This window comes from Staphylococcus saprophyticus subsp. saprophyticus ATCC 15305 = NCTC 7292 (assembly GCF_000010125.1).
GTDB classification, from domain to species: domain Bacteria; phylum Bacillota; class Bacilli; order Staphylococcales; family Staphylococcaceae; genus Staphylococcus; species Staphylococcus saprophyticus.
Map to the genome: position 1 here is coordinate 13,612 of NC_007351.1, position 24,843 is coordinate 38,454.

29 protein-coding genes, 1 pseudogene and 1 riboswitch are annotated in these 24,843 nt (G+C 31.1%); of the genes and pseudogenes, 12 read left to right on the forward strand and 18 right to left on the reverse strand.

The window, feature by feature from the left end:
- Positions 1-15: 15 nt before the first annotated feature.
- Genes arsB through arsD form a run of 5 tightly spaced genes read right to left on the reverse strand, consistent with a single transcriptional unit; the run spans position 16 to position 5,338 of the window.
- The gene (gene arsB / locus SSP_RS12335; protein ID WP_077460980.1) at positions 16-1,308 is read right to left on the reverse strand and encodes an arsenite efflux transporter membrane subunit ArsB; all 1,293 of its coding nucleotides are present in this window, start codon (positions 1,306-1,308) and stop codon (positions 16-18) included.
- Positions 1,308-1,622, reverse strand: coding sequence for an ArsR/SmtB family transcription factor (locus SSP_RS12340; RefSeq protein WP_002509693.1), 315 nt, complete (start codon positions 1,620-1,622; stop codon positions 1,308-1,310). The genes arsB and SSP_RS12340 overlap by 1 nt, the downstream gene beginning before the upstream one ends.
- Positions 1,619-3,283 (reverse strand): FAD-dependent oxidoreductase, encoded by a 1,665-nt coding sequence (locus SSP_RS12345; RefSeq protein ID WP_011304042.1) that lies wholly within the window; start codon positions 3,281-3,283, stop codon positions 1,619-1,621. Before SSP_RS12345 ends, SSP_RS12340 begins: the two co-directional genes overlap by 4 nt.
- On the reverse strand, positions 3,280-5,010 hold the full coding sequence (arsA, locus tag SSP_RS12350; RefSeq protein ID WP_041785003.1) for an arsenical pump-driving ATPase: 1,731 nt from the start codon (positions 5,008-5,010) through the stop codon (positions 3,280-3,282). The genes SSP_RS12345 and arsA overlap by 4 nt, the downstream gene beginning before the upstream one ends.
- Positions 4,991-5,338, reverse strand: coding sequence for an arsenite efflux transporter metallochaperone ArsD (gene arsD / locus SSP_RS12355; RefSeq protein WP_011304044.1), 348 nt, complete (start codon positions 5,336-5,338; stop codon positions 4,991-4,993). The genes arsA and arsD overlap by 20 nt, the downstream gene beginning before the upstream one ends.
- A gap of 284 nt (positions 5,339-5,622) precedes the next feature.
- On the opposite strand from arsD, the gene SSP_RS12360 reads away from it, so the two are divergent.
- The 4 genes from SSP_RS12360 to SSP_RS12375 all read left to right on the forward strand — a co-directional run bounded on the left by SSP_RS12360 (position 5,623) and on the right by SSP_RS12375 (position 7,310).
- On the forward strand, positions 5,623-5,817 hold the full coding sequence (locus SSP_RS12360) for a hypothetical protein (RefSeq protein ID WP_002509689.1): 195 nt from the start codon (positions 5,623-5,625) through the stop codon (positions 5,815-5,817).
- A 49-nt stretch (positions 5,818-5,866) separates the two neighbouring features.
- The gene (locus SSP_RS12365) at positions 5,867-6,187 is read left to right on the forward strand and encodes an ArsR/SmtB family transcription factor (protein WP_011304045.1); all 321 of its coding nucleotides are present in this window, start codon (positions 5,867-5,869) and stop codon (positions 6,185-6,187) included.
- A 90-nt stretch (positions 6,188-6,277) separates the two neighbouring features.
- The gene (locus tag SSP_RS12370) at positions 6,278-7,162 is read left to right on the forward strand and encodes a permease (protein WP_011304046.1); all 885 of its coding nucleotides are present in this window, start codon (positions 6,278-6,280) and stop codon (positions 7,160-7,162) included.
- A 13-nt stretch (positions 7,163-7,175) separates the two neighbouring features.
- Entirely contained in the window at positions 7,176-7,310 is a 135-nt protein-coding gene (locus SSP_RS12375; RefSeq protein WP_002509686.1) for a hypothetical protein, read from the forward strand.
- A 135-nt stretch (positions 7,311-7,445) separates the two neighbouring features.
- On the opposite strand, the gene SSP_RS12385 is transcribed toward SSP_RS12375, so the two are convergent.
- Positions 7,446-7,646, reverse strand: coding sequence for a hypothetical protein (locus SSP_RS12385; protein ID WP_002448025.1), 201 nt, complete (start codon positions 7,644-7,646; stop codon positions 7,446-7,448).
- A 5-nt stretch (positions 7,647-7,651) separates the two neighbouring features.
- Positions 7,652-8,446 (reverse strand): ParA family protein, encoded by a 795-nt coding sequence (locus SSP_RS12390; protein ID WP_002448023.1) that lies wholly within the window; start codon positions 8,444-8,446, stop codon positions 7,652-7,654.
- Between the two features lie 927 nt (positions 8,447-9,373).
- On the opposite strand from SSP_RS12390, the gene SSP_RS12395 reads away from it, so the two are divergent.
- The 5 genes from SSP_RS12395 to SSP_RS13305 all read left to right on the forward strand — a co-directional run bounded on the left by SSP_RS12395 (position 9,374) and on the right by SSP_RS13305 (position 13,129).
- The gene (locus SSP_RS12395) at positions 9,374-10,639 is read left to right on the forward strand and encodes a replication initiator protein A (RefSeq protein ID WP_011304047.1); all 1,266 of its coding nucleotides are present in this window, start codon (positions 9,374-9,376) and stop codon (positions 10,637-10,639) included.
- 19 nt (positions 10,640-10,658) lie between these two features.
- On the forward strand, positions 10,659-11,282 hold the full coding sequence (locus SSP_RS12400) for a zinc ribbon domain-containing protein (protein ID WP_011304048.1): 624 nt from the start codon (positions 10,659-10,661) through the stop codon (positions 11,280-11,282).
- A 17-nt stretch (positions 11,283-11,299) separates the two neighbouring features.
- Entirely contained in the window at positions 11,300-11,578 is a 279-nt protein-coding gene (locus SSP_RS12405; protein WP_002508705.1) for a hypothetical protein, read from the forward strand.
- 701 nt (positions 11,579-12,279) lie between these two features.
- Complete coding sequence (locus tag SSP_RS12410) at positions 12,280-12,954, forward strand: IS6 family transposase (protein ID WP_011304049.1); 675 nt, start codon at positions 12,280-12,282, stop codon at positions 12,952-12,954.
- Between the two features lie 46 nt (positions 12,955-13,000).
- The gene (locus tag SSP_RS13305) at positions 13,001-13,129 is read left to right on the forward strand and encodes a hypothetical protein (protein WP_256107125.1); all 129 of its coding nucleotides are present in this window, start codon (positions 13,001-13,003) and stop codon (positions 13,127-13,129) included.
- A 47-nt stretch (positions 13,130-13,176) separates the two neighbouring features.
- On the opposite strand, the gene SSP_RS12415 is transcribed toward SSP_RS13305, so the two are convergent.
- From SSP_RS12415 to xylB, 8 genes are all read right to left on the reverse strand, one after another.
- Entirely contained in the window at positions 13,177-13,446 is a 270-nt protein-coding gene (locus SSP_RS12415; RefSeq protein WP_011304050.1) for a Txe/YoeB family addiction module toxin, read from the reverse strand.
- A complete protein-coding gene (locus SSP_RS12420) occupies positions 13,447-13,695 on the reverse strand; it encodes a type II toxin-antitoxin system Phd/YefM family antitoxin (RefSeq protein WP_011304051.1) in 249 nt (82 codons plus the stop codon).
- Positions 13,696-14,002: 307 nt separating this feature from the next.
- A complete protein-coding gene (locus SSP_RS12425; protein ID WP_041785008.1) occupies positions 14,003-15,001 on the reverse strand; it encodes a ThiF family adenylyltransferase in 999 nt (332 codons plus the stop codon).
- Entirely contained in the window at positions 15,001-15,768 is a 768-nt protein-coding gene (locus SSP_RS12430) for a thiazole synthase (protein WP_011304054.1), read from the reverse strand. Before SSP_RS12430 ends, SSP_RS12425 begins: the two co-directional genes overlap by 1 nt.
- A gap of 1 nt (position 15,769) precedes the next feature.
- Positions 15,770-15,970, reverse strand: coding sequence for a sulfur carrier protein ThiS (gene thiS, locus SSP_RS12435; protein ID WP_011304055.1), 201 nt, complete (start codon positions 15,968-15,970; stop codon positions 15,770-15,772).
- The gene (locus SSP_RS12440; RefSeq protein WP_011304056.1) at positions 15,960-17,072 is read right to left on the reverse strand and encodes an NAD(P)/FAD-dependent oxidoreductase; all 1,113 of its coding nucleotides are present in this window, start codon (positions 17,070-17,072) and stop codon (positions 15,960-15,962) included. The genes thiS and SSP_RS12440 overlap by 11 nt, the downstream gene beginning before the upstream one ends.
- Positions 17,065-17,658: a thiamine phosphate synthase gene (locus SSP_RS12445; protein WP_226956097.1), complete on the reverse strand. Its 594-nt coding sequence runs from the start codon at positions 17,656-17,658 to the stop codon at positions 17,065-17,067. The genes SSP_RS12440 and SSP_RS12445 overlap by 8 nt, the downstream gene beginning before the upstream one ends.
- A gap of 59 nt (positions 17,659-17,717) precedes the next feature.
- Positions 17,718-17,827: riboswitch (TPP riboswitch) on the reverse strand.
- Between the two features lie 136 nt (positions 17,828-17,963).
- A complete protein-coding gene (gene xylB, locus SSP_RS12450; RefSeq protein ID WP_103314675.1) occupies positions 17,964-19,451 on the reverse strand; it encodes a xylulokinase in 1,488 nt (495 codons plus the stop codon).
- A gap of 166 nt (positions 19,452-19,617) precedes the next feature.
- On the opposite strand from xylB, the gene SSP_RS12455 reads away from it, so the two are divergent.
- Positions 19,618-20,292: an IS6-like element IS257 family transposase gene (locus tag SSP_RS12455; protein ID WP_011304059.1), complete on the forward strand. Its 675-nt coding sequence runs from the start codon at positions 19,618-19,620 to the stop codon at positions 20,290-20,292.
- Between the two features lie 40 nt (positions 20,293-20,332).
- Here the strand turns inward: SSP_RS12455 and SSP_RS12460 are convergent, their stop codons facing one another.
- Complete coding sequence (locus SSP_RS12460; protein ID WP_041785013.1) at positions 20,333-21,163, reverse strand: protein rep; 831 nt, start codon at positions 21,161-21,163, stop codon at positions 20,333-20,335.
- A gap of 352 nt (positions 21,164-21,515) precedes the next feature.
- Here SSP_RS12460 and SSP_RS12465 point away from each other — a divergent pair, with 352 nt between their 5' ends.
- Positions 21,516-22,190 (forward strand): aquaporin, encoded by a 675-nt coding sequence (locus tag SSP_RS12465; protein WP_011304063.1) that lies wholly within the window; start codon positions 21,516-21,518, stop codon positions 22,188-22,190.
- Positions 22,191-22,406: 216 nt separating this feature from the next.
- Here SSP_RS12465 and SSP_RS12470 read toward each other — a convergent pair whose 3' ends face one another.
- Positions 22,407-22,856 carry a hypothetical protein gene (locus SSP_RS12470; RefSeq protein WP_011304064.1) on the reverse strand — a complete coding sequence of 150 codons (450 nt, stop codon included), beginning with the start codon at positions 22,854-22,856 and terminating at the stop codon, positions 22,407-22,409.
- Between the two features lie 1,020 nt (positions 22,857-23,876).
- Positions 23,877-23,996, reverse strand: a pseudogene (locus tag SSP_RS12885) (replication protein); the annotation flags it as partial.
- A 55-nt stretch (positions 23,997-24,051) separates the two neighbouring features.
- Here SSP_RS12885 and SSP_RS12475 point away from each other — a divergent pair.
- Positions 24,052-24,726, forward strand: a complete 675-nt coding sequence (locus SSP_RS12475; protein WP_011304059.1) for an IS6-like element IS257 family transposase — start codon at positions 24,052-24,054, stop codon at positions 24,724-24,726.
- Positions 24,727-24,843 lie beyond the last annotated feature (117 nt).

Here is a 24,843-nt window from a genome sequence, read left to right on the forward strand (position 1 = left end):
ATTATTACCTCTCTTTTAAAAAATTATTAGTGTTAAATATAGACCTAATAGGGTTACAAATAAAACAGGGATTGTGATAATAATTCCGGTCTTAAAATAGGTTCCCCAAGAAATCTTGACACCTTTTTGAGTTAGTACGTGTAACCAAAGAAGTGTGGCTAACGAACCAATTGGTGTTATCTTAGGCCCCAAATCAGATCCGATAATATTCGCATAAATCATACCTTCTTTTAATATTCCTGTAGCACTCGATTGACCAATTGCTATTGCATCTATTAAAACGGTTGGCATGTTATTCATAATAGAGGATAGGAATGCAGCTACAAAGCCCATACCCATAATGCTGCTAAATAAGCCATAACTTGAAATGTTTGTTAGTACATCACCAAGAAGTGTTGTAATGCCCACGTTTTTCAAACCAAATACGACGAGATACATACCAATAGAGAATAAAACAATATTCCATGGCGCACCTTTAATTACTTGTTTCGTATGCACGGCTTTAGATTTACGCGCTAATAATACAAATATTAAAGCAATGATACCAGCAATAATTGATACTGGAATATTTATAAATTCACTTATTAAATAACCAACTAGCAATACAGTGAGTACAATCCACGAGATGTTAAAAAGCTTTTTGTCCTTAATCGCTTCTTTTGGTTCTCTAATATTTACTGCATCAAATTTTCCTGGGATAGACTTTCTAAAATATAACCATAAGACGAGAATACTAGCAATCAGAGAGAATATATTAGGTATAATCATTTTACTGAAGTACTCAACAAATCCAATATCAAAGTAATCAGCAGAAACAATATTAACTAAATTACTAACAATAAGTGGTAATGATGTGGTATCTGCAATAAAACCACTAGCAATAATAAATGGAAATATCGCTTTTTTATCAAAACCTAGACTACGTACCATTGCTAAAACAATAGGCGTCAGTATTAAAGCTGCACCATCATTTGCGAAGAAGGCTGCTACAACTGAACCTAATAGCATGATAAAGATAAACATTTTCAATCCGCTACCTTTTGATGCTCTCACCATATGTATAGCAGACCATTCAAAGAAGCCAATTTCATCTAATATGAGTGAAATAAGAATAACTGCAACAAAAGTTAAGGTCGCATTCCAAACAATTCCAGTAACTTCTAGTACGTCTGAAAAGCTTACAACGCCAGTGATTATAGCAACTACAGCACCAATTAATGCAGTAATACCAATATCTAGACCTTTAGGTTGCCATATAACAAAAATTAACGTTAATACAAATATTGTGATTGCTAATATCGTCATCATTAACACTCACCTTTCTCTACTGTTTCACATATACATGGGACAGTACTGGAACTCAATAGAGTCAGTCGTGATGTAACGTCATCCAATACGTCATGATTCAATTTGTATAAATTTTTATTACCATCTTTTCTGGATGTAATTAAATTATTGTCTTTTAATACTTTCATATGATGACTTAATGTGGGTTGAGAAAAAGAAAAATGCTCTAATAAATCACAAGCGCATAATTCACCACAAGATAACAAATCTAATATTTCAAGACGGCTACTATCAGCAATCACTTTCAAGTATTGTGATATCTCATTATAATTCAATTTTTCTTCTCCCTTTCTACTTGAAATCTTTTATATCGTTGATAATTTTTATTGCCACCTGATAAATTATATACTTGTTTAAAGCCTAAATTAATAAGTACGTTTTGTGCAGCATTACCAGTAGTACCTTTATTACAATAAGTCACGATTGTTTGATTTTCATCTAACGTTTTTGCATAACTTCTCAACGTTTTCAATGGGACGTTAATCGCTCCATCAACATGATCAACTTCAAATTGCTTTGGAGAACGTACATCTAAAATCAATAAATCATTTTTTTGTTTTACGACTTCTTCAGGCGTTATAATTTTACGTCCCCGAGTAATATTGTGACCAATCATCCCTGTATAAATAACAGGATCTTTAGTTGTAGAAAAAGGAGGTGCATATGCTAAATCTAAATGAAATAAATCTTCTGCTTTGGCACCAAATGTTATAGCAGTAGCTAGTACATCAATTCTCTTGTCTACGCCCTCATACCCAACTATTTGCGCACCAAGTAATTTAGAATTATTTTTATCAAATATAGCTTTAATTACCATTTCTTGACCTTGCATATATTCTGGACGATTCGGTTTCACATTGTGTAATACATCAATATCAATTTCTAACTCAACAGCTTCTTTTTCGGTTAAACCTGTCTGGGCAATTGTCATATCAAAGATACGGACAATGCCTGTGCCTAAAATGCCTTTATGTTCTAGATTTCCACCAGTTAATCGATCTCCTAAAATACGACCCATTTTATTTGCTGTAGAACCTAGCGGTCTATATATAGGATTACCAGTAATTAAATTATAACTTTCTGCTGCATCACCAATTGCATATATATGAGGAATATTTGTTTCCAAATACTTATTGGTTTGTATTGCTCCAGATTCTCCAATATTAATACCAATTTCTTTAGCTAATTTAGTATTTGGTGTGACACCAATCCCAATAATGATTAAGTCTGTATCAATTAATTCGCCAGTTTTTAAGCTGACTCTATTTATCGTATGATTCTCATCATAATCAATAATGTCAATTTCATTATAGGTATATACGTTAGCTTTATCTTCAATATATTCTTGAATCATAAAACTCATATCGTAGTCTAAATGAGGCATAAAAGTGTTACGTTGAACAATTGAAGTGTTGTAATTAGATAATTGTTCTAACATCTCTAAACCAATAAATCCACCGCCAACGATTGTTATATTCTGAACATCATGGTCATTAATATAATTATAAATTGCTTTGGCATCATTAATATTTTTAACTTTAAACACATTATTATATTCTTCGCTATTTAATTGAGGGAGTTCTTTAGGCGATGAACCTGTTGCTAATACTAATTCGTCATATTTTTGAATCATCTTTTCATCATTTACTAAATTAGTAACTGTTATTGTTTGATCACTATCATTTATCTTATTCACTTCATATTCTGTATAAATATCTATATTAAAGCGTTCTTTAAACCATTTAGCATTTCGTGGCGTGAGTTCATCAATATCAGATACATTACCGCCTATATAGTAGGGGATACCACATACGGAATACGAAATATCACTATCTTTATCAAAAACGGTAATTTCAACATCTTCACTATTTCTTCTTGCTTTAGCCGCGACACTCGTACCGGCAGCAACTGAACCAATGATAACAATTTTTTTCAATATTCTAACCCTCCATAAGGTATGACAAAGTAATTATTAAGACTTTCATTTTTAATCTTGTTTATCCAAATCGATTCATCTTCTTTTTTGTTACTAAAAAGGTCATCACGTTGATTTAGCGTAACTAATGATTGATTAACGACCCACCAATTATGTCCTATATCGGCTCTATTTAAATCTTCTACTAAACGTTTAGATTCTAAATAAGGTGTTTTTTCTGCTAGTGTTACGATTATCATCTGTGTTAAATCTTGATTTTGAATTTTAGGTAATAACGTTTCAACATTACTGGTAGTTTGAGTTGATTTTTTCTTTAGTTCTTTATGGTGATTTTCACTAGAATCAAGTAACAACAAGGTATGGCCTGTAGGAGCTGTATCTACAATTACGTAATCCATGTCTTCTTGGTTCTCCATAATGTCACTAAAGGCTTTGAAAAATGCTATTTCTTCTGTACAAGGTGATTTTAAATCTTCCATAATATAATCAATATCGTCTTGTGGTGTATCATCATTCACTGTGGCTAGTACTTCTTTTTTATACTTTTCTAATGCTTGTTCTTCATCAATATAAGCAGTATTTAAATTACTTGTGGTTTCAACATTAATTTCTTTAGTAGGGTCAGTAGTTGCTAAAAGAACACGATGTCCTTTATTAGATAATGCTGTAGCTAATTGCGTTGCTACTGTCGTTTTACCAACGCCACCTTTTCCCATTGTAAATAAATATTGAACTTTACTATTTTCAATTTCATCTGTTAATTTATTGAATTGCGGATGATCTTCAACAATAAAGTCATCATTTTCAATTAAGTTATCATCATTTAATAGATTAGTTAAACTTTCTATACCTTCTTCTTTCTGCTTTTTATATGGAACGTAATAAGCATGATTGTTATTTAACCATTCAGTAAAATGATTAATGTTTTTATCTTGTTCTGATTTCATCTGACTCGAAATTAAACCGTGACTTTCTTCTATATAGTTGTTAATGACTACTTTGAATTTAGAAATTGATAGTTGTTGTAATTCTTGTTGCGCTCTTTGAATTTCATATATAGAAGAGTGGCTAGGTTTCGCAACTAACATCATGGTCGTATCGTCTTGGTTACGTAGTTTTTCAAGTGCTGAATTATATTTACCTCTATTTTCATTTAAACCCGATAATTGACCTAAGCAAGAAGCGTCATTACTCGTTGTATTTAAATAATCTGTCCATGCAGAAGGTAATTCAAGCATTCTCAAGGTGTGACCTGTTGGAGCTGTATCAAATATAATGAAATCAAATTCTTGTTCTAAAGTTTTATCGGATAAAAAATTTGTAAATTCATTAAACGCTGCTACTTCAACTGTACACGAACCACTTAACTGTTCTTTCATCTCAGAAAGCACATCTTCTGGTAGAATACCCTCATAAGGTTCTATAGATTGTGCTTTATAATCGTCTGCAGCAGCAATCGGGTCAAAATTGGCTATAGAGAGATTAGGTATAGGTTGATATTTAGTTAATTTATTAGATAATTCCATTTGAAATACATCTTGTAAATTACTAGCTGGATCAGTACTTACTAAAGCTACTTTCTTTCCATTTTCCGCTAAGTTTAAAGCAATAGAACTTGATATCGTCGTTTTGCCTACGCCACCTTTACCAGTAAAAAACAAATATTTTGTTAACTCAACATTATCTAAATTCAATTTATTTAAGTATTTAACAGCATCCATCTCCATCACAGCATCCTCCATTTCTCATCTGATTAACCGTAATAATTTCATCGGCTTCTTCTTGGGTAATATAAGTACCCGTTTTAGCTATATTGCCTTCTATAAAAGTGATTGGTAAAACTTCATTACCTTTTTCTTGAATTAAACGAATAGCTTCTTTATTTTTAATAAATTCATTCGGATTGTTACTCATATTATAACGTTGAACTTCTATTTGATTTTGTTTTAAATATTCATTGATTTGGTTCGTCTTTATTAGTGTTTCATCCGGTTCTGGACCACATACGCCAGTAGAACAGCACATAGCTTCTTCGTATATTTCAATATTTAACATTATACTCACCTCATTAATTATTTTACTACCATAGATTAACATCTATATAGATTAGTGTCTATGTATTGATTTGGATTTTTAAAATTTTACTTAATTTGAGTTTCTAATAATATAGCTAGGAAGAAAATATTTTTACTATTGCTGTGGAGCATGTCTAAGTTTATGTAAAATTATAGTTTTTTAATCTTGCAATAATGTATATATTGATTTATATTTAATATATCAAAAAAAGTTGATATATTAAATGGAATAAAATTATTTAGACAATAAGGAGGTGTGCCTGATTGCGAGTAAACCACGCAAGTACTTTATCTGTTGGTTACTTTGTAAGTTATTTAAATCTTGTTATGGTATCAAGAGAAGTCACTTTAAAAGAAGCTACAATATATATGGAGAAGGAGTTCTTTAAAGGTAATATTCATCAGTATGGTGAATCAACAGAAAATAACTACAAACAAGCAATACAAGAATTGAAATAAAGATAATATAAACTCTAATCAAATATTATAAAAAAGAGGTGCTCTTTTTATGGAAGTTATTAAAGCAAAAACTGATATGAATGAAGATCAACAATTAGATTTTTATGAAAACATGTTTAATGCACTTGCTGACAAAAATAGATTAAAAATACTTAATCAAATTAGTCAAAGCCCTAATAAATCACTATGTGTATGCGACTTAGAGGAGTTATTAGATTTAAAACAATCTAAAATTTCATATCATTTAAAAAAACTAGTAAGTGCACAGATTTTAATACCTGAAAAATACGGTACTTGGAACTACTACAAAATCAATGAAGCACAAATTCAAGTTGTATTAACTGAAGATACTTGCTGTAAAATATTATAGGATTTATCTTCTTATACATCATATTAATCAACTTTTTTTAATTTATATATCAAAAAAAGTTGATTAAATAAATTTGGAGGACTTATATTAATGTTAGATTCAAGTATAGAATTCATAAAGACGTTTTTAATGCTATTTTTTGAATTATTAGTACTATTCATAGTAGTGAGTTTTATTGTAAGTATAATCCAGCAAATAGTTTCAGAAGAGAAAATAAAACACTTTTTAAGTAAACCTAATCAAGTTATTAATTATATTTTGGGAATGATTTTTGGTGCTATTACACCATTTTGTTCTTGTTCTACTATTCCTATACTTGCAGGTTTGTTAAACTCTAAAGTTCCGTTTGGTCCAGCTATGAGTTTCTTAATCGCTTCGCCACTCATGAATCCACTCATGATATTTATGCTATGGATTTTATTAGGGTGGAAAGTTGCTGTTGTTTATTTTGTTGTATTAGCGATATTCAGCATTTTAACTGGCCTTGTTTTTTCAAAAGTGAATTTAGCAAAGAGTTATAAAGGCGTTAATGTCAAAGGTGATGGATTTTTCACTAATAAATCAGGATCTCGTGTTAAGCAAGCGCTAAATGATGCTTGGGCTTTCCTATATCCAATGTTACCTTATTTAATTATTGGTGTATTTATCGGTGCATTTATTTATGGATTTATTCCAGAAAGCTTTATAACACAATATGCGAGTGGCGATAGTATTATCTCTGTTATTATTGCTTCTGTTATTGGTATACCTATGTATATTAGACCAGAAACAATGCTTCCTATAGCTGAAGCTTTAGTATCTAAAGGTATGTCACTGGGAACAGTCGTAGCATTAATTATAGGTGGCGCAGGAGCAAGTATTCCTGAAGTTGTATTGTTATCTAAATTATTTAAAAAGAAATTTGTAATATCTTTTGTTATAGCAATTTTAGTCGTAGCTATTGCTACTGGTCTAATTGTTAACTTAATCATTTAAGGAGGTGAAGTAAATGGGTATCAAAGACGCATTAAAAAAATTAAAACCTCAAGAACAGTCATGTTGTTCAGTTGAAATTGAAGAGAAAACAGACAAAAAAGACGAAAATAATGAGAAAAAAGAAAATGGTAATAAAAATTGTTGCTAACATTAAAAAAGTTCTGTTTGATTTTGCATTTATTAACATAATCGATGATTATCAGAAGTTACAAAAAATGCGTCACTAGTATAGTGACGCATTTTAGCATTTTCTTTATTTGAAAAATTACTATAAATTAACTTTTTAATACTTATTATTTTCTAAAAATTCTTCTAAAACTTTATCAATTATTGATTTTATAGACGTATCTTTATCTAACGCCATTTGGTTTAGCCTTTTCTTAATATCAGTATCTACTCTCATTGTTGTACTTTTAGATATAGGTCTATAATTCTCTGTGTATTTCACTTCCGAAGTATCTATATTATCTAAAAATCCAGCCATACATTTCATTCCTCCTCAATTAATTTAATTCTACTAACTAATTCTTCATATACTTTGTTGAACATATGTATGACTTTTTTATCATGCATATCTTTATCTTTTATCCCATCAGCAGCGAACTTTTTTATTCTTTCTCTTTGATATATTTGGTGTTCAAATAATGCTTCAGAAAACGCAGATTTAGACATCTCTAATATTTGTTTATCTACTCGTCCATTTTTTTTTATTAATACTGGAACTGCACCAACTAATTCAAATGGTAAATCTGACTCTTTTTTTCTATCTCTTAGAAAATTAACAAAAGAAAGACTGCTCTCATAAGCTGATTGTTGTGTTTGAAATACCATTAAAATATAATTACTTGCGTAAACAGCATTATTAGTAAAATCTGAATTTATAGTAGGTGGCACATCTATAAATACATAATCGAAATCATAAATTTTTTCAATTTTTTCTACCACATTTTTTAAAATATATCTTTTTTTCAAAATGTCTGTTTTTGAAATAATATCGGATAAATTAGCCAAAGACGAATCAGCGGGCAATAATGATAAATTAGAAGTTAATCTAATGATACTTTCATCTATATTTCCACTTTTTAGCATATTTATGAATGAAAGTGATTCCTCTTTAAATTCTGGATAAGTTCTTTTCATAATTTGAGTAGCGTTACCTTGAGGATCAAAATCTATTAAAAGAACCTTTTTGTTATAGTTTTCAGATGCAATATAAGAAAGTAATGTAGATACTGTAGTTTTACCTACGCCACCTTTAAAATTTCCAACTGTTATTATATTCAAAATAACCCTCCTACATAATCTCATTGTTCTTAATTCATTCTTATATATTCTTTGTGTTGTTTGTTACATGTAACATGTTACTGCAAAACTTTGTTTCTTTCAACTTATACATAATCTCGTTGTTCTTAATTCATTCTTATATATTCTTTGTGTTGTTTGTTACATGTAACATGTTACTGCAAAACTTTGTTTCTTTCAACTTATACATAATCTCATTGTTCTTAATTCATTCTTATATATTCTTTGTGTTGTTTGTCACATGTAACATGTTACTGCAAAACTTGTTTCTTTCAACTTATACATAATCTCGTTGTTCTTAATTCATTCTTATATATTCTTTGTGTTGTTTGTTACATGTAACATGTTACTGCAAAACTTTGTTTCTTTCAACTTATACATAATCTCATTGTTCTTAATTCATTCTTATATATTCTTTGTGTTGTTTGTTACATGTAACATGTTACTGCAAAACTTGTTTCTTTCAACTTATACATAATCTCATTGTTCTTAATTCATTCTTATATATTCTTTGTGTTGTTTGTTACATGTAACATGTTACTGAAAAACTTGTTTCTTTCAACTTATACATAATCTCGTTGTTCTTAATTCATTCTTATATATTCTTTGTGTTGTTTGTTACATGTAACATGTTACTCATAAAAAGTTACAAAATAAATTGTTTCTATAGGTATATAAGTGTTATTATTAATTTATAACAAAATAAAAAGAGCAACTATTGGTAGTAGTTGCCCTTAAATGTTTGGTAATAAAACGTTGGCACACGTTTATTTAATATCAAATTTATACTTGTATTATATAATGAATGATTACTTAGTGCAAGTATTGAAGTTATTATATGAACGGAAAATATATAAAAGCGTTTTATTACCTCTTACCAATTTAAAATTCGGAAAGAGGTTTTTTATTATGACAAATGAAGAAAATCAAAAATTCACAAAACTACACAAATTCTTATTTACAGACAACAAGTTCAAAGCTATGAGAGCCAAAAGTAAATTACTCTATGCGATTATTACTGAACGTCAAAGTTTAACAATTGCTTATGCAAAAAATAACCAAGATCAATCTCAATTTTTAGATGAAAATAAACGATTATTTTCAATATATTCAAATTCAGATTTAAAAGGTATGCTACATGTTTCTGAACCTACAATTATAAATTTAAAAAAAGAATTGATTGAATATGGTCTTTTAGAAGAAATAAGAGTTCCTACTTCAAATAATCGATTATATCCCAAAAAGCCATATGATAAATACTATTATCTAAATGATATTGATGAGTTTTATCGTTTGCCTTATGCACTTTTTGATAATCCATTTTATAATAAACTATCGCCCGATGCTATTATTACTTACGCTATTTATCTAAGTCGTTATGAATATAGTGTATTTAAAGATATTTTTTACGATAAAACACATAATATTTACTGCGTGATGCCAAATCAAGAAATTGCAAAATTTTTGAATATAAATCGTAAAAAAGTGGCTAGGCTCAAAAATGAGTTAATTGCTTATGGATTAATAGAAGTAAAACCTTCAAAAAGAGCAGATAAATTATATGTAAATCCTCCAAAACAGCGTAATGACAACAAACTTAAAAAATGGGACATTGCAAACTTAAAAAATGGGACATTGCAAACTAAAGATATGGGACATTGCAAACTTAAAAAATGGGACGCTAGTTATACTGATTTTAGTAACACTAATATTAGTGTTATTGATTCTAATGATATGAATGATATGAATGATATAAGAGAGGCAAATATAGAAGATACAAAACCTAATCAACCAAATCATACAGATCATTTACAAAAGCAATCCGATGAAGAAGCTTTAAAACATTTAGAACTTCAGGAAATGCCCGAAGATACAAAAAGATACATGAATAATTTTAGTGCTAAAGAAATACAAATCATTAAATCAGTTATACTAAAAGCTAAGCGTTCGTTTAATGATTTGTATGGTGAAGTGTATATGCTTGAAGATATGGATGATGAATTATTTACGGTACTTAAAAGATTCAAAGGTATAATGGTTAAAAAACAAGAAAAATTGGAAAATATGCAAGGATATTTAATGCGCTCTATTTTGTCCGAATTAGAAGAAATGCGCTCAACGAATATGCGTAGAAAAAACTTTGAAAACAGCCCACTCAACGTATTTAAATCATAAAATACAAGAAAAAAGGGGAATGATAGGCTATGAATTTTTCGTTAGTGAAAAGCTAGAGAACTGCAAATATAAGTATATCAAAGCGATTAACGATTATATAAAACAAGAAAAATCTCATATTATCGGTATCGATTTAGGCAAATACCATTACTTAACAGCGTCAAATATAGACCGATCTTTTGTTTTTGTCGATAAACATAACACGCTCTTCCATCTTTTTAGAAAATACGAGAGACGTATTGCTAATAAGCAATATGATAATAGCGAAGCTTATTCTAAACTGAAAACAGGACTTAAAAGCCATATCAATCAAGTTGTTAACGAAATGTTAGAACAAACGTCCAATCGTTTTCAAACCGTCTTTGCATTAGATGATCATGGTTCAAGTCATTTATCTTTTCCTAGTTTGGTATTTGACTTAACTTATTTTGCGATTAAGCAGCGAAAAAATGAAAGTGACGAAATACTGATCGTTGATGAAAGTTTCACGTCTATTGAATGTCCAATATGCCATGATAGAAATCAGTACAACAGAACTAATAAAAATAAGTTTAAGTGTACAAAATGTGGATTCATACATCAAAACAATGATATTGTAGCTGCTAGCAATATAGCAAAGAAAGGACAATTATTAAATTCTTAATATAAAGGGGGGATAAAATGATGAATAATAAACAAAAAGCGAGGCTAAAACATTACAAAAACTATGATTATCCAAAACAAGCGTATGCTTTCTTTGATCATAAAAAGGTAAAAGTTGTTTTAAATAATGGAGAATCATTTACGGGGTATATTGTTAAAGAATATACGTACGAAATATTATTAGTGAAAAGCGATGGCATCAAAGATCCAAAAGATAATGAATTAGAGAAACGTACGCTCATTCCTAAACACTCGATTGCTTATACGACCAATTTCATTCATTTACCTCAAGAATAAAGAATAATTAAAATTAGTTATATTGGTTTTGAGGGGATTTTTAGCGTGAATATAGGTCAGAATCTTTAGTTCGACCTTTAATATTCATGCTGTAGCAAACGAACAAAGTGAGTGCGGTAGAATCATACATAACGTAGCAAAATAAAAAATAATTATGATAATCAATAATGTTTCTCTGCACTATCATGTGCTAGAGTGAAATTAGAGAATTAATAGTCCAATCAAAACATATTCTCTTGTCATTTTGTATAATATTGCTTCCAAAGCCCTAACTACTATTTGTAGTTAGGGCTTTTAATTTCTGGATATAAAAATAACCCCACACCTTATTAGGTGTAGTGATTTAAAAGGTAATATACACAAGAAAATATAAATAAAATAAGAGATGATAAGCGAAAGCACTCTATTTAGTGTTTTTCCTAAATAAATGTTGATAAAAATTTTGATAACTAATGTGTCTTGTTAAAGGTTTTTATTAATATATGTTTCACGTAGAACAGTATTGGTTTTAAGTGATTAGTCGTCGCGATTTTCATCACTTTTTTTTATGTTTAGGAGCCAATATATCTCTAATAATATAAATAATTGTCATTAAAACTATAAAACCAATAGACCATTTAACATCTGGAAAATCAGTGAAAATTAGGTTCTGTTGCAAAGTTGAATTTATAGTATAATTTTAACAAAAAGGAGTCTTCTGTATGAACTATTTCAGATATAAACAATTTAACAAGGATGTTATCACTGTAGCCGTTGGCTACTATCTAAGATATGCATTGAGTTATCGTGATATATCTGAAATATTAAGTGAACGTGGTGTAAACGTTCATCATTCAACGGTCTACCGTTGGGTTCAAGAATATGCCCCAATTTTGTATCAAATTTGGAAGAAAAAGCATAAAAAAGCTTATTACAAATTGCGTATTGATGAGACGTACATCAAAATAAAAGGAAAATGGAGCTATTTATATCGTGCCATTGATGCAGAGGGACATACATTAGATATTTGGTTGCGTAAGCAACGAGATAATCATTCAGCATATGCGTTTATCAAACGTCTCATTAAACAATTTGGTAAACCTCAAAAGGTAATTACAGATCAGGCACCTTCAACGAAGGTAGCAATGGCTAAAGTAATTAAAGCTTTTAAACTTAAACCTGACTGTCATTGTACATCGAAATATCTGAATAACCTCATTGAGCAAGATCACCGTCATATTAAAGTAAGAAATACAAGGTATCAAAGTATCAATACAGCAAAGAATACTTTAAAAGGTATTGAATGTATTTACGCTCTATATAAAAAGAACCGCAGGTCTCTTCAGATCTACGGATTTTCGCCATGCCAAGAAATTAGCATCATGCTAGCAAGTTAAGCGAACACTGACATGATAAATTAGTGGTTAGCTATATTTTTTTACTTTGCAACAGAACCAAAATTATAATACTTCTGAAAGTCATTCAGAGCCTAATACAGAACAAGAAAGCAATACAGATAAAAATAGCCACAACGATAAAAAAGGGCTATTTAGCAGACTATTTGGACGATAATATTATTAAAAAACCACCTAACTGATTTAAACAGTAAAGTGGTTTTTTCATCTATAATGATACCTACATGAAGCAACCATGATTGAAGTATCATTCACCGTATATACTAATCTATGTTCCTGATTAATCCGACGACTATAATATCCCGAAAGACTACCAACCAATTTTTCAGGTTTCCCAATACCTCCTAAAGCCCCATCTCTGTTAATACTTTTAAGCAATTTATTGATACGCTTTACCATAGGTCTATCTTTTAACTGAAAGTATTCATAATCTTCAAATGCTTGAGGTGAAAAAGTAATATTTAATTTAGCCATTTATATTTCTATTTCCTTACTTTTAACATTACCACGTTCTAAATTCTCAATTGATTCTGCTAAATGTTTTGCGTTGGAAGGATTTTGTTGAAGATATAATGTTTCCATAATTGCGTCGTAATCATCTTCTGACATCAACACAGCGTTACGGTCTTTTGTTGTAATCGTAATTGTATCGCTATCATCATTTACCTTATTAATCATATCTCTAAAATTATCTCTTACGAACGTATAATTTTTAACCGTCACAATAAAAACCTCCTTTATATTTCTATGATTATTGTACAATTTTCTGTACGTAAATTCAATTGATTTTGCTCACCTTCACTTAACAATCACGTCTAATATTATGTTAAAATACCAACATAATAACAAGGGGAGGATATACAATGAATGATAAAATTATGGGCGACCTTTTAGACGAGTTAAGGATTCAAAACGCTTTAAAAGAGCTAGAAACAGACTTACAAGCAAGCCAAATACTTCATAACGCAAAACACTGCTAAACAATAGCACATCAATCTATTGTTTAGTCAGTGTTTAAATTATTTTATATTCAACTCAAACTCTTTCCAATTTCTCTATAAATCTTCTCAGCTTCCCCTTCGTTTTCAACTCCATAGACATGCATTCTTCCGTCTTTGAACAGTGTAATTTCATAAGGCTTATAGGACAGTAGTTTCACAAAATTATTAGCTTTTTTTACCGTAACAGGTAAATAATCAGTATGGCTAAAAATATCGGCATTAAAGCGTAATAAGAACATGTCTCCGCATTGTTTCTCTATCTTGTTGTCGTATTTATCGTTTAACAATGCATACTCATGTTTCTTACAAACATTACAATCACTTTGTTTTAAGGCATTAACATCCATCGACTTATATTGCATATTAAAACAATCTATAGTTATAAGTTTCTTTGAAAATGCTTCGCCAGAGACCCATCTCATTAGCTCGGAAACTTGTATACTAGCTACTTGATAAATCACTGGTGGCAGCACACCATTTATTGCACAACTTTCACCAGTACTTGGCATTGTTTCAAGTAGACATTTCAAACATGGCCCTTGATCATCGATACCATAAACAGTACCTTTACTACCAACTGCAGCACCGTAAATCCAAGGTATATTTTGCTTGTTACAAGATTCATTAATTAAATATCTTATTTTAAAATGATCCATACCATCTATAACAATATCCGGATGATATGTCGATAATAGATTTTCAATATTTAAATTTGTTATTTCACGATCAATTGCTATTACTTGTACGTTACTATTTATTTGATTCAACTTATGCTTTAATGCTTCAACTTTAGGTAACATCTTTTCTGCATCCAACTCATCATATAACGCTTGTCTATGTAAATTGGATAATTCAACAATATCCATATCTATTACAGTAAGTGAGCCTACCCCCATCCTTACTAACATTTCTGCGCTGTGACTACCAAGTGCACCTGCACCCATAATCATGACGTGAGTTTTTTGAAGTTGGCTTTGACCGTACTCACCAAACTGATGATATCTTACTTGTCGATTGTAGCGCTCTATCATAAGAACCCAATTCCTTCAGTTGGACTCGATGCTTGTGCTGTATACTTCACAGGTATTCTTCCTGCTTCATAACTCAATCTTCCGGCACTAATCCCTTTATTCATTGCTTCTGCCATTTTCACAGGATCCGCTGCACTTGATATTGCCGTATTAAGTAAAATACCATCAGCACCTAATTCCATTGCATGACAAGCATCCTTAGGTGAGCCAATACCTGCATCTACGATTACTGGTACATTGACACGTTCAATAATATAGCGCAAATTTAATGGATTATTGATTCCTCTCCCTGTACCAATAGGAGAGGCAAGTGGCATAATTGCATGAACGCCTAACTCTTCTAAGCGTTTCGCTAAGACAACATCATTAGATATATATGGACAGACCGTGTAACCTTTTTCCAGTAACACTTTGCATGCTTCATATGTTTCTAATGGGTCTGGCAGTAATGTTTCGTCATCACCAATGACTTCTACCTTAATCATGTCACAAACACCTGCATGATTAGCAATTTCTGCTATACGAACTGCTTCTTTAGCTGTCTTAGCTCCAGCTGTATTTGGAAATGTGATGAATTTCGATAAATCAACTTTTGCTAATGGATTTGGTAAATCTTTGTCATATAAATTCATGCGTCTCACTGCAAAAGTTAATACTTCTGTTTCTGCTGCTGCAATAGCCTGAGTTTGTATCTCTTCATTATCAAATTTTCCTGTACCTAATAATAATCTTGAATTTAATGTAAAGTTGCCTATTTTAAACATATTAACCGCCTCCTACAAATTCTAATAATTCTAAGTTATCTTCATCATTGACTATGCGAGATGTAAATTGTTCTCGCTTAATTAATGTTTCATTATGCTCTACAATAATACGTGTTTCATCCAGTCCCAATGATTGAATTATTTCTTGTATATTAATTGGTTGTTCAAAGTTAAATACGTCACCATTAATCTTACATTTCATTTCGTTCACCTCTCCTAATCTGAAAATCATACAATTGTTTCGGCCTATGCCCACTGATAATCCATTGACTCATCAACTCACCTATTAAAGGCGAAAGTAAAATTCCATTGCGATAATGGCCAGCAATGACAAATAAGTCTTTATCCACTTCATCCATAATAGGCTGTTCGTTTTGACAATAAGGCCGTATACCTGACCATTGGTTTATGATTTTTCCATTTTTCAAATCTGGTATATAGTGCAAAGCTTGTGATTTAAGCCATGATTTACCAGAATTAGACACCCCAACTGAATAATCATTAAAGTAACTTGTTGCACCGATTAAATATCTATTTTTTAATTTTGGAATGACGTAACAACCATTAGTCAGAAACATGGTAATATTCAAGTTTAAATCAGGTTGTTCTACCAATAGCGCTTCTCCTTTTACCCCAATAACCGTTTCACAAGGTAAATATTGCTGTAAAAGTTTTCCTGTCCAAGCGCCTCCTGTGACAATTAACTTTTCAGTATAATAAGCTCCATTTCGTGTCTCCACACGGTACCCATCTTTTATGGATTCAATATGGGTTACAGTTGTTTGGTATATTCTATCTATATGTCTATTTGATAATGACTTCAACAACCCTTTAGTATAGCGGTTTGCATTGATTTGATTATCTTCAGGCATATAAATACCATTTGTATGTTTTGAAGTTATAGCACCGTTGGACATGTGTTGAACATCAGTAGGACTAAGACGTTCTACAGATGCAAAATGTTGTCTTAAAAATTGATATTGCTGTTCAATCTTTTTATTATCATAATGGTTCGTAGCCAATTTTATTAATCCACTATTTAAATACTCAATATCCACGCCAACCTCTTCCAACAAACTATCTCTTAGAGGTTTGAACATCTTTTGAGAAGTTGTTGCCAAACTAAACAAAGCACTATTTTTGGTGAATTCATTTTGCGCGCCTAACATCCCACCTGCTTTATAAGATGCATGCTTACCTGCTTCATCTCTATCTATCACAGCTATATTCGCAAAAGACTGACTTAACCCACGTGCGATTGACATGCCCATGACTCCCGATCCAATAATAATGACATCATACATGTCCATCCCACACTTCCTTCATGTTTATAAGTTTTTCTTTCGAATATTGATTAAAAACAGAAATACCGGCTATTCCTGAAAATCCATTAGGTAAAGAAGATAAAGTATGTTGATTAATACCTCCAATTGCAATAATCGGAATATCAATTTGTAGCGCTTCTTCAACCTCCGACTTTGCTCTAGGTGTTTGTTGAGGTTTAGATGACGTCTCGAATACGTGTCCAAATAATACAAAATCTAGCCCTAAATATTTAGCGTTAGCAATAGCATCTTTATGGTGCGTAGACATACTTATTTGCATATCGGGATAACTAGCTTGTACCTCCTCAATATAAGGATCACTTTCCCTAAAATGAATTGCCGACAAGTCACATTGTATGATTACATTGATATCACTATGAACAATAATCTTATCCTTAGGAAACTCATTTTTTAGTAATCCGTGAACCCACTGAATGACTTCTTCAGTATTCATTGGCACTCTTATTAATAAGTAATCGATAACGCCTTCGATTTCACAGTAATGCTTAATATGTGATTTAGACAAATCTTGATATGGTGTAATAGCAATAAACAATATTTTCACCCCAAATAAAAAAACGTTACTTTTCCTGGTGGAAAAATAACGTTGTATGATTACATTTATCATAGAAAACGCCACTTTCCTACGCCAGTGCGAACTGGATCAGGTTCTAGGAATCCCTCAGTTATTACTTCGGTCTCAGCCTTTATCAAAGGCACTTCCAGTGGTTTCTATCTATTAAATTTTCGTTTCATAATGTTTTAGTGATTACTTACAATCTAACTTATAATCATTTACTTTTCAAGTCTCACTTCAACTTTGACAACATGTATCCTAAAGTCAGCTGGCTTAATCGTGCATAATCACGCTTATAGAGACAACTCTAACAACCGTGCTGTTATCGGTCGTGTCTGACGATAGACTTCTTGATATATTTCAAAGTATTTAACATAGCGTTCATGATGCACTTCATTCGGCAGAAAAGTTCTATCATAGACGATAAATTGATCAACTACATCTTCTAGGCTTTCATACCAACTCAAACCGACAATAGCTAGCATTGCCGCCCCCATACAAGGCCCTTCTTCATATTTCAATTTACTGACTTTTGCATTAAATATATCTGCTTGCAATTGTAACCAAAAATCATTTCTTGCACCGCCACCGATTGATGTAATGTGCGTTATGTCCTTCCCTTGTTCACGTAAATGTACCAAAGTTTCATATAATGAATAAGTAATACCTTCAATTACTGATCTCGCTATGTCTGCATTTGTATGTAAAGTGCTTAGCCCGATAAAGCTACCTCTAATTTGCGAATCACCATGTGGTGTACGTTCACCTGATAGGTATGGGGCAAATAACAACCCTTCACTACCAATTGTAGAGTTACTTGCTAAGCTTAAAATTTGGTTAAAAGTTAAACCGGGAAACACATGTTTTTTTAACCAATTCAAACTATCTCCAGCAGCAAGCGTTACGCCCATTACATATGATTTATCTTCTACAACATGATTGAAATAGTGCAAATTATGACGATACGTCTTTCCTTCACCTGATTCACAAGTTAATAACGTACCAGAAGTACCAATACTGCATAATGTATCGTTGGATTTGATAACACCTGCACCAAGTGCACCACATGCATTATCGCCACCACCAGCAAAAACAGCTACCTCCCCTGTTAATCCTAATGATTTAGCTAGGCTGCTTTCTACATATCCAATAAAATCTCCAGATGATACAAGTGAGGGATAAATGTCGTGAATGCGAAATTGTGAGCCGGTTGTCTTTGACCAACTTTTTTGTTTTGGGTCCAATAATAATGTGCTCGAAGCATCTGAATATTCCATATTTATTTTACCAGTTAGCTTAAACCTCACGTAATCTTTAGGTAATAGGAACGTTGCTATCTTGTTCCAATTATTAGGTTCATTATCTTTTATCCAAAGCAATTTCGTTAATGTAAAACCTTCTAATACTGGGTTTGATAATATATAATCGCCAAATTGTTGTTCGATTGTTGTGCATTGATGGGTTGAACGAGTATCATTCCATAAAATTGCATTTCGAAGGGGTTTATTAGTACTATCTAATACCACTAAACTATGCATTTGACCAGATAACGATAAGCCTCTAATATAAATGTCGCTTAACGCGCTAGCACTTAATATTTGTCTAATACATGACTTGGTTGCCTCAAACCATTCGTCTGGTTGTTGCTCATTGCACCCAGATTGAAGTTGTATTATATCAAGTCCTTCACTAACTTTAGCTAGAACTTCTCCTTCTTTACTTACGGCTATAACTTTAACTGAACTTGTACCTATATCTATGCCTAACACTGCTTCATTCAATATCATCGATTCCTTTCTTTTGCTTTCTCTAATAAATTCGTTCTCGTTAAACCATAAGGGGAACTCATTACAGAAAATATATAACCTTCAGAAATACGTGCTAAAATAGCGGTTCTGTTGCAAAGTTGAATTTATAGTATAATTTTAACAAAAAGGAGTCTTCTGTATGAACTATTTCAGATATAAACAATTTAACAAGGATGTTATCACTGTAGCCGTTGGCTACTATCTAAGATATGCATTGAGTTATCGTGATATATCTGAAATATTAAGTGAACGTGGTGTAAACGTTCATCATTCAACGGTCTACCGTTGGGTTCAAGAATATGCCCCAATTTTGTATCAAATTTGGAAGAAAAAGCATAAAAAAGCTTATTACAAATGGCGTATTGATGAGACGTACATCAAAATAAAAGGAAAATGGAGCTATTTATATCGTGCCATTGATGCAGAGGGACATACATTAGATATTTGGTTGCGTAAGCAACGAGATAATCATTCAGCATATGCGTTTATCAAACGTCTCATTAAACAATTTGGTAAACCTCAAAAGGTAATTACAGATCAGGCACCTTCAACGAAGGTAGCAATGGCTAAAGTAATTAAAGCTTTTAAACTTAAACCTGGCTGTCATTGTACATCGAAATACCTGAATAACCTCATTGAGCAAGATCACCGTCATATTAAAGTAAGAAAGACAAGGTATCAAAGTATCAATACAGCAAAGAATACTTTAAAAGGTATTGAATGTATTTACGCTCTATATAAAAAGAACCGCAGGTCTCTTCAGATTTACGGATTTTCGCCATGCCACGAAATTAGCATCATGCTAGCAAGTTAAGCGAACACTGACATGATAAATTAGTGGTTAGCTATATTTTTTACTTTGCAACAGAACCAAAAATTTGATAGATATATTCGGTTGGATCAATTTCTTTTAAGTAATCTAAATCCCCATTTTTTAATTTCTTTTTAGCCTGTTTAAATAATCCTGAATAAACTAATACCTGTTTACCTTTAAGTGATTTATAGAATACATCAAATACTTTTTGATTTATTAAATAATCACTATCTTTACCAGAATACTTAGCCATTTCATATAACTCTTTATTATTATTTTGTCTTATTTTTTGAACTTGAACTTGTGTGATTTCTGAAATACCTGTTACATCACGCCATAAATCTAACCATTCTTGTTGACTAATATAATATCTTTTATCTGTGAAATACGATTTATTTACTGCAATTAACACGTGAAAATGAGGGTTATAATCATCTCTTTTTTTATTATATGTAATCTCTAACTTACGAACATATCCCTTTATAACACTATCTACTTTTTTTCTTTTTATAAGTTTTCTAAAAGAATTATTGTAACGTTTTATTTCATTTTCTAATTCATCACTCATTACGTTAGGTGTAGTTAAAGTTAAAAAGATAAACTCTTTTTTCTCTTGCTGCTTAATATATTGCATCATCAAGGATAAACCCAACGCATCTTTTCTGGCTTTTCTCCAAGCACAGACAGGACAAAATCGATTTTTACAAGAATTAGCTTTATATAATTTCTGTTTTTCTAAAGTTTTATCAGCTACAAAAGACAGAAATGTATTACAATCTTCAACTAAATCCATTTGATTCTCTCCAATATGACGTTTAATAAATTTCTGAAATACTTGATTTCTTTGTTTTTTCTCAGTATACTTTTCCATGTTATAACACATAAAAACAACTTAGTTTTCACAAACTATGATAATAAAAAAGTTGCTTTTTCCCCTTTCTATGTATGTTTTTTACTAGTCATTTAAAACGATACATTAATAGGTACGGAAAAGCAACTTTTTTTGTGTTTGAAAGCAGTCATATCAACACTTTAAGGGTAACTAGCCTCGCCGGCAATAGTTACCCTTATTATCAAGATAAGAAGAAACCGGCAAAAAACGACGAAAACGTAAGAGAAAAGACCTTAAAAAGTCTTTTCTCTTAAATCAATATTTCTAAGAATAAAGGTTACTTTTTTTCATCTTATAGTATATATTAGAACTAATATTCAGGAGGTATTTTATGAGAAAAATAATAGCAGAATTCTTAGGTACATTTATACTAGTTTTCTTCGGTACAGGAACAGCAGTGTTTATGAGTTTAAGTCCAGATAACAGCGTAGGCACACTTGGTGTCGCAATAGCATTTGGTCTAACAATAATTGCAGCTGCCTATGCAATAGGCGATATCTCTGGAGGTCATTTAAACCCTGCAGTTTCTTTAGGAATGTTTTTAGACAAACGTTTATCCTTAATAAACTTATTCATCTATACAATTTCCCAAACTATGGGCGCAATATTTGCTACATTTTTAATTTGGTCTATATCAAGCACATTAAAAACCGATCTTGACCAATACGGTGCAAACCTTCCTGGAGACCTATCTTTATCAGGTGCATTCTTAGTTGAAGTAATATTAACATTCGTCTTCGTATTCATCGTTTTATCAGTCACGACAACAAAATTTATCGCTCCAAATTTAGCAGTTCTTGTAATAGGTTTTACATTAACTATGGTTCATTTAATAGGTATCCCATTAACTGGTACCTCTGTAAATCCAGCACGAAGTATTGGACCTGCATTATTCACAGGTGGAGAAGCATTATCAACATTATGGATATTTATATTAGCTCCCCTTCTAGGTGCAGTTATTGCAGCTCTAACACATAAAATTTTAAGAAAACCAAACATACAATAATAAAATTCTAAAAGTTAATACTTTATTCCAATTGCTTTATTGACGTTGAGCCTCGGAACCCTTAACAATCCCAAAACTTGTCGAATGGTCGGCTTAATAGCTCACGCTATGCCGACATTCGTCTTCAAGTTTAGTTAAGGGTTCTTCTCAACATCAATAAATTCTCTCGGCATAAAAGCATGTTCGTATAAACATATACAACTTATTAAAAGTAAATTAAAGATTTAACAAAGCGACAATAAAACCAATAATAGAACATAAAGATCCAATAATTGATAAAACACCTTCAATTTCAGTAACACCTTTATCAGTCTTTTTTTTACTTTTACCACGTATCATTAAATATTCAGCTAAAGCAGAAAAGAAAATTCCACTAGAAAATGAAATAAATATTATAAAAATCCAAGAAAAATATTCACCACCCCAAAATGCTAAAATTAGACAAGAAAAACCTAAAGATACTTTATAAGGAGTACGCAACTCCATCTTTTCAAACTCATTTCCAATCCCAAAAAATCCTATAAAAACAAAAAGAGCACAAATCATTCTTGTTATTAAACCCGGATAAAAATAAAAAGTTAAAATGCTAGCCACAATAAAAACCACGCCTAAACCAAAACCAAAAGAAACATTTTCTTTTGTATCAACTTCATTATTACTTCCCAAAATATCAACTCCCTATAATAAATTTTATACTCCTAAATAAAACGACTGTATACAAAATTTAAAACTTGTTAAAACAAATTATGGAGCTCAAAATCAAGCTCCATTTAGTAAAAGATAAAATTAAATGGAGTGATTATTATGAGTTTAACCATTTTTCTTTATTCAATTCTGGCAAGTTTATTAGCAAATTATATCTACGAAAAATCTTCAAAATAAATAACTTTTTCGGGTCTACTTTGTACACTTTATCTACCTGGTAGACCCGATTGTTATTGCTTTACAGGTCTAAAATTCGTCGTTATAATCTAGTTAAATCCCGTAAGGGCGCACTTATGCGTTCTAAAAGAACGCGTGCAAAAACCATAATCGACCTTCGTCGATTTTTTTATTTCAAAATTAAAGAAACGGCTTGAGATATTCCGAGCAATTATAAAAATTAATTTGTCTTGAATATTGCTACTACATTCTTGAAAAAGTGATGTAGATTTATAGCCCATAACTTTTTTTGAATTACATCGACGATACGGCGTCGAAAGAAAAATAAATAGACCGTATGAAAGAAAAAGCTACCTCACTTTATCTGGGGTAGCTTTTATTTTTTTATGCCCTTATTTTGAATTTTAAAGGGTATTTTGAAGAATTAGGCGTAAATCATATAGTTTTATATCCAAAAAATTATATACGCTTTTAAAACGCAAATATGAGCCAAATAAATATATACTATTTTCAAAAACAAAAAATTGAGCAAATCCAGTGTCGATTTTTAAGACACTGCCCAGTTACATGCAAATTAAAATTTTCATGATTTTTTATAGTTCCTAACAGGGTTAAAATTTGTATAACGAAAGCATAATGTTTATATAACGTTAGTATAATAAAGCATTTTAACATTATACTTTTGATAATCGTTTAGCGTCGTCATCACAATAACTTTTAAAATACTCGTGCATAATTCAACAGCTGACCTCCCAATAACTACATGGTGTTATCGGGAGGTCAGCTGTTAGCACTTATATTTTGTTATTGTTCTTCCTCGATTTCGTCTATCATTTTGTGATTAATTTCTCTTTTTTCTTGTTCTGTTAAGTCATATAGTTCACTAGCTAAATACTCTTTTTGTTTCCAAATATAAAAAATTTGGTTCTGTTGCAAAGTTGAATTTATAGTATAATTTTAACAAAAAGGAGTCTTCTGTATGAACTATTTCAGATATAAACAATTTAACAAGGATGTTATCACTGTAGCCGTTGGCTACTATCTAAGATATGCATTGAGTTATCGTGATATATCTGAAATATTAAGTGAACGTGGTGTAAACGTTCATCATTCAACGGTCTACCGTTGGGTTCAAGAATATGCCCCAATTTTGTATCAAATTTGGAAGAAAAAGCATAAAAAAGCTTATTACAAATGGCGTATTGATGAGACGTACATCAAAATAAAAGGAAAATGGAGCTATTTATATCGTGCCATTGATGCAGAGGGACATACATTAGATATTTGGTTGCGTAAGCAACGAGATAATCATTCAGCATATGCGTTTATCAAACGTCTCATTAAACAATTTGGTAAACCTCAAAAGGTAATTACAGATCAGGCACCTTCAACGAAGGTAGCAATGGCTAAAGTAATTAAAGCTTTTAAACTTAAACCTGGCTGTCATTGTACATCGAAATACCTGAATAACCTCATTGAGCAAGATCACCGTCATATTAAAGTAAGAAAGACAAGGTATCAAAGTATCAATACAGCAAAGAATACTTTAAAAGGTATTGAATGTATTTACGCTCTATATAAAAAGAACCGCAGGTCTCTTCAGATTTACGGATTTTCGCCATGCCACGAAATTAGCATCATGCTAGCAAGTTAAGCGAACACTGACATGATAAATTAGTGGTTAGCTATATTTTTTACTTTGCAACAGAACCTTTTAAAACCTAAGTACTACATACACTAGAAAAAAGGAAGTTTAAACATAAAATGTTTT

Coding starts and splice junctions, on each gene's coding strand:
- SSP_RS12415 (WP_011304050.1), bottom strand. CDS start 13,446: ATGGCTAAATTAAATATTACTTTTTCACCTCAAGCATTTGAAGATTAT.
- SSP_RS12475 (WP_011304059.1), top strand. CDS start 24,052: ATGAACTATTTCAGATATAAACAATTTAACAAGGATGTTATCACTGTA.
- SSP_RS12410 (WP_011304049.1), top strand. CDS start 12,280: ATGAACTATTTCAGATATAAACAATTTAACAAGGATGTTATCACTGTA.
- SSP_RS12440 (WP_011304056.1), bottom strand. CDS start 17,072: ATGTATGATGTCATTATTATTGGATCGGGAGTCATGGGCATGTCAATC.
- SSP_RS12405 (WP_002508705.1), top strand. CDS start 11,300: ATGATGAATAATAAACAAAAAGCGAGGCTAAAACATTACAAAAACTAT.
- SSP_RS12395 (WP_011304047.1), top strand. CDS start 9,374: ATGACAAATGAAGAAAATCAAAAATTCACAAAACTACACAAATTCTTA.
- SSP_RS12385 (WP_002448025.1), bottom strand. CDS start 7,646: ATGGCTGGATTTTTAGATAATATAGATACTTCGGAAGTGAAATACACA.
- SSP_RS12400 (WP_011304048.1), top strand. CDS start 10,659: ATGATAGGCTATGAATTTTTCGTTAGTGAAAAGCTAGAGAACTGCAAA.
- SSP_RS12455 (WP_011304059.1), top strand. CDS start 19,618: ATGAACTATTTCAGATATAAACAATTTAACAAGGATGTTATCACTGTA.
- SSP_RS12460 (WP_041785013.1), bottom strand. CDS start 21,163: ATGGAAAAGTATACTGAGAAAAAACAAAGAAATCAAGTATTTCAGAAA.
- SSP_RS12365 (WP_011304045.1), top strand. CDS start 5,867: ATGGAAGTTATTAAAGCAAAAACTGATATGAATGAAGATCAACAATTA.
- arsA (WP_041785003.1), bottom strand. CDS start 5,010: ATGGAGATGGATGCTGTTAAATACTTAAATAAATTGAATTTAGATAAT.
- arsB (WP_077460980.1), bottom strand. CDS start 1,308: ATGATGACGATATTAGCAATCACAATATTTGTATTAACGTTAATTTTT.
- SSP_RS12370 (WP_011304046.1), top strand. CDS start 6,278: ATGTTAGATTCAAGTATAGAATTCATAAAGACGTTTTTAATGCTATTT.
- arsD (WP_011304044.1), bottom strand. CDS start 5,338: ATGTTAAATATTGAAATATACGAAGAAGCTATGTGCTGTTCTACTGGC.
- thiS (WP_011304055.1), bottom strand. CDS start 15,970: ATGAAATGTAAGATTAATGGTGACGTATTTAACTTTGAACAACCAATT.
- SSP_RS12375 (WP_002509686.1), top strand. CDS start 7,176: ATGGGTATCAAAGACGCATTAAAAAAATTAAAACCTCAAGAACAGTCA.
- SSP_RS12430 (WP_011304054.1), bottom strand. CDS start 15,768: ATGTTTAAAATAGGCAACTTTACATTAAATTCAAGATTATTATTAGGT.
- SSP_RS12465 (WP_011304063.1), top strand. CDS start 21,516: ATGAGAAAAATAATAGCAGAATTCTTAGGTACATTTATACTAGTTTTC.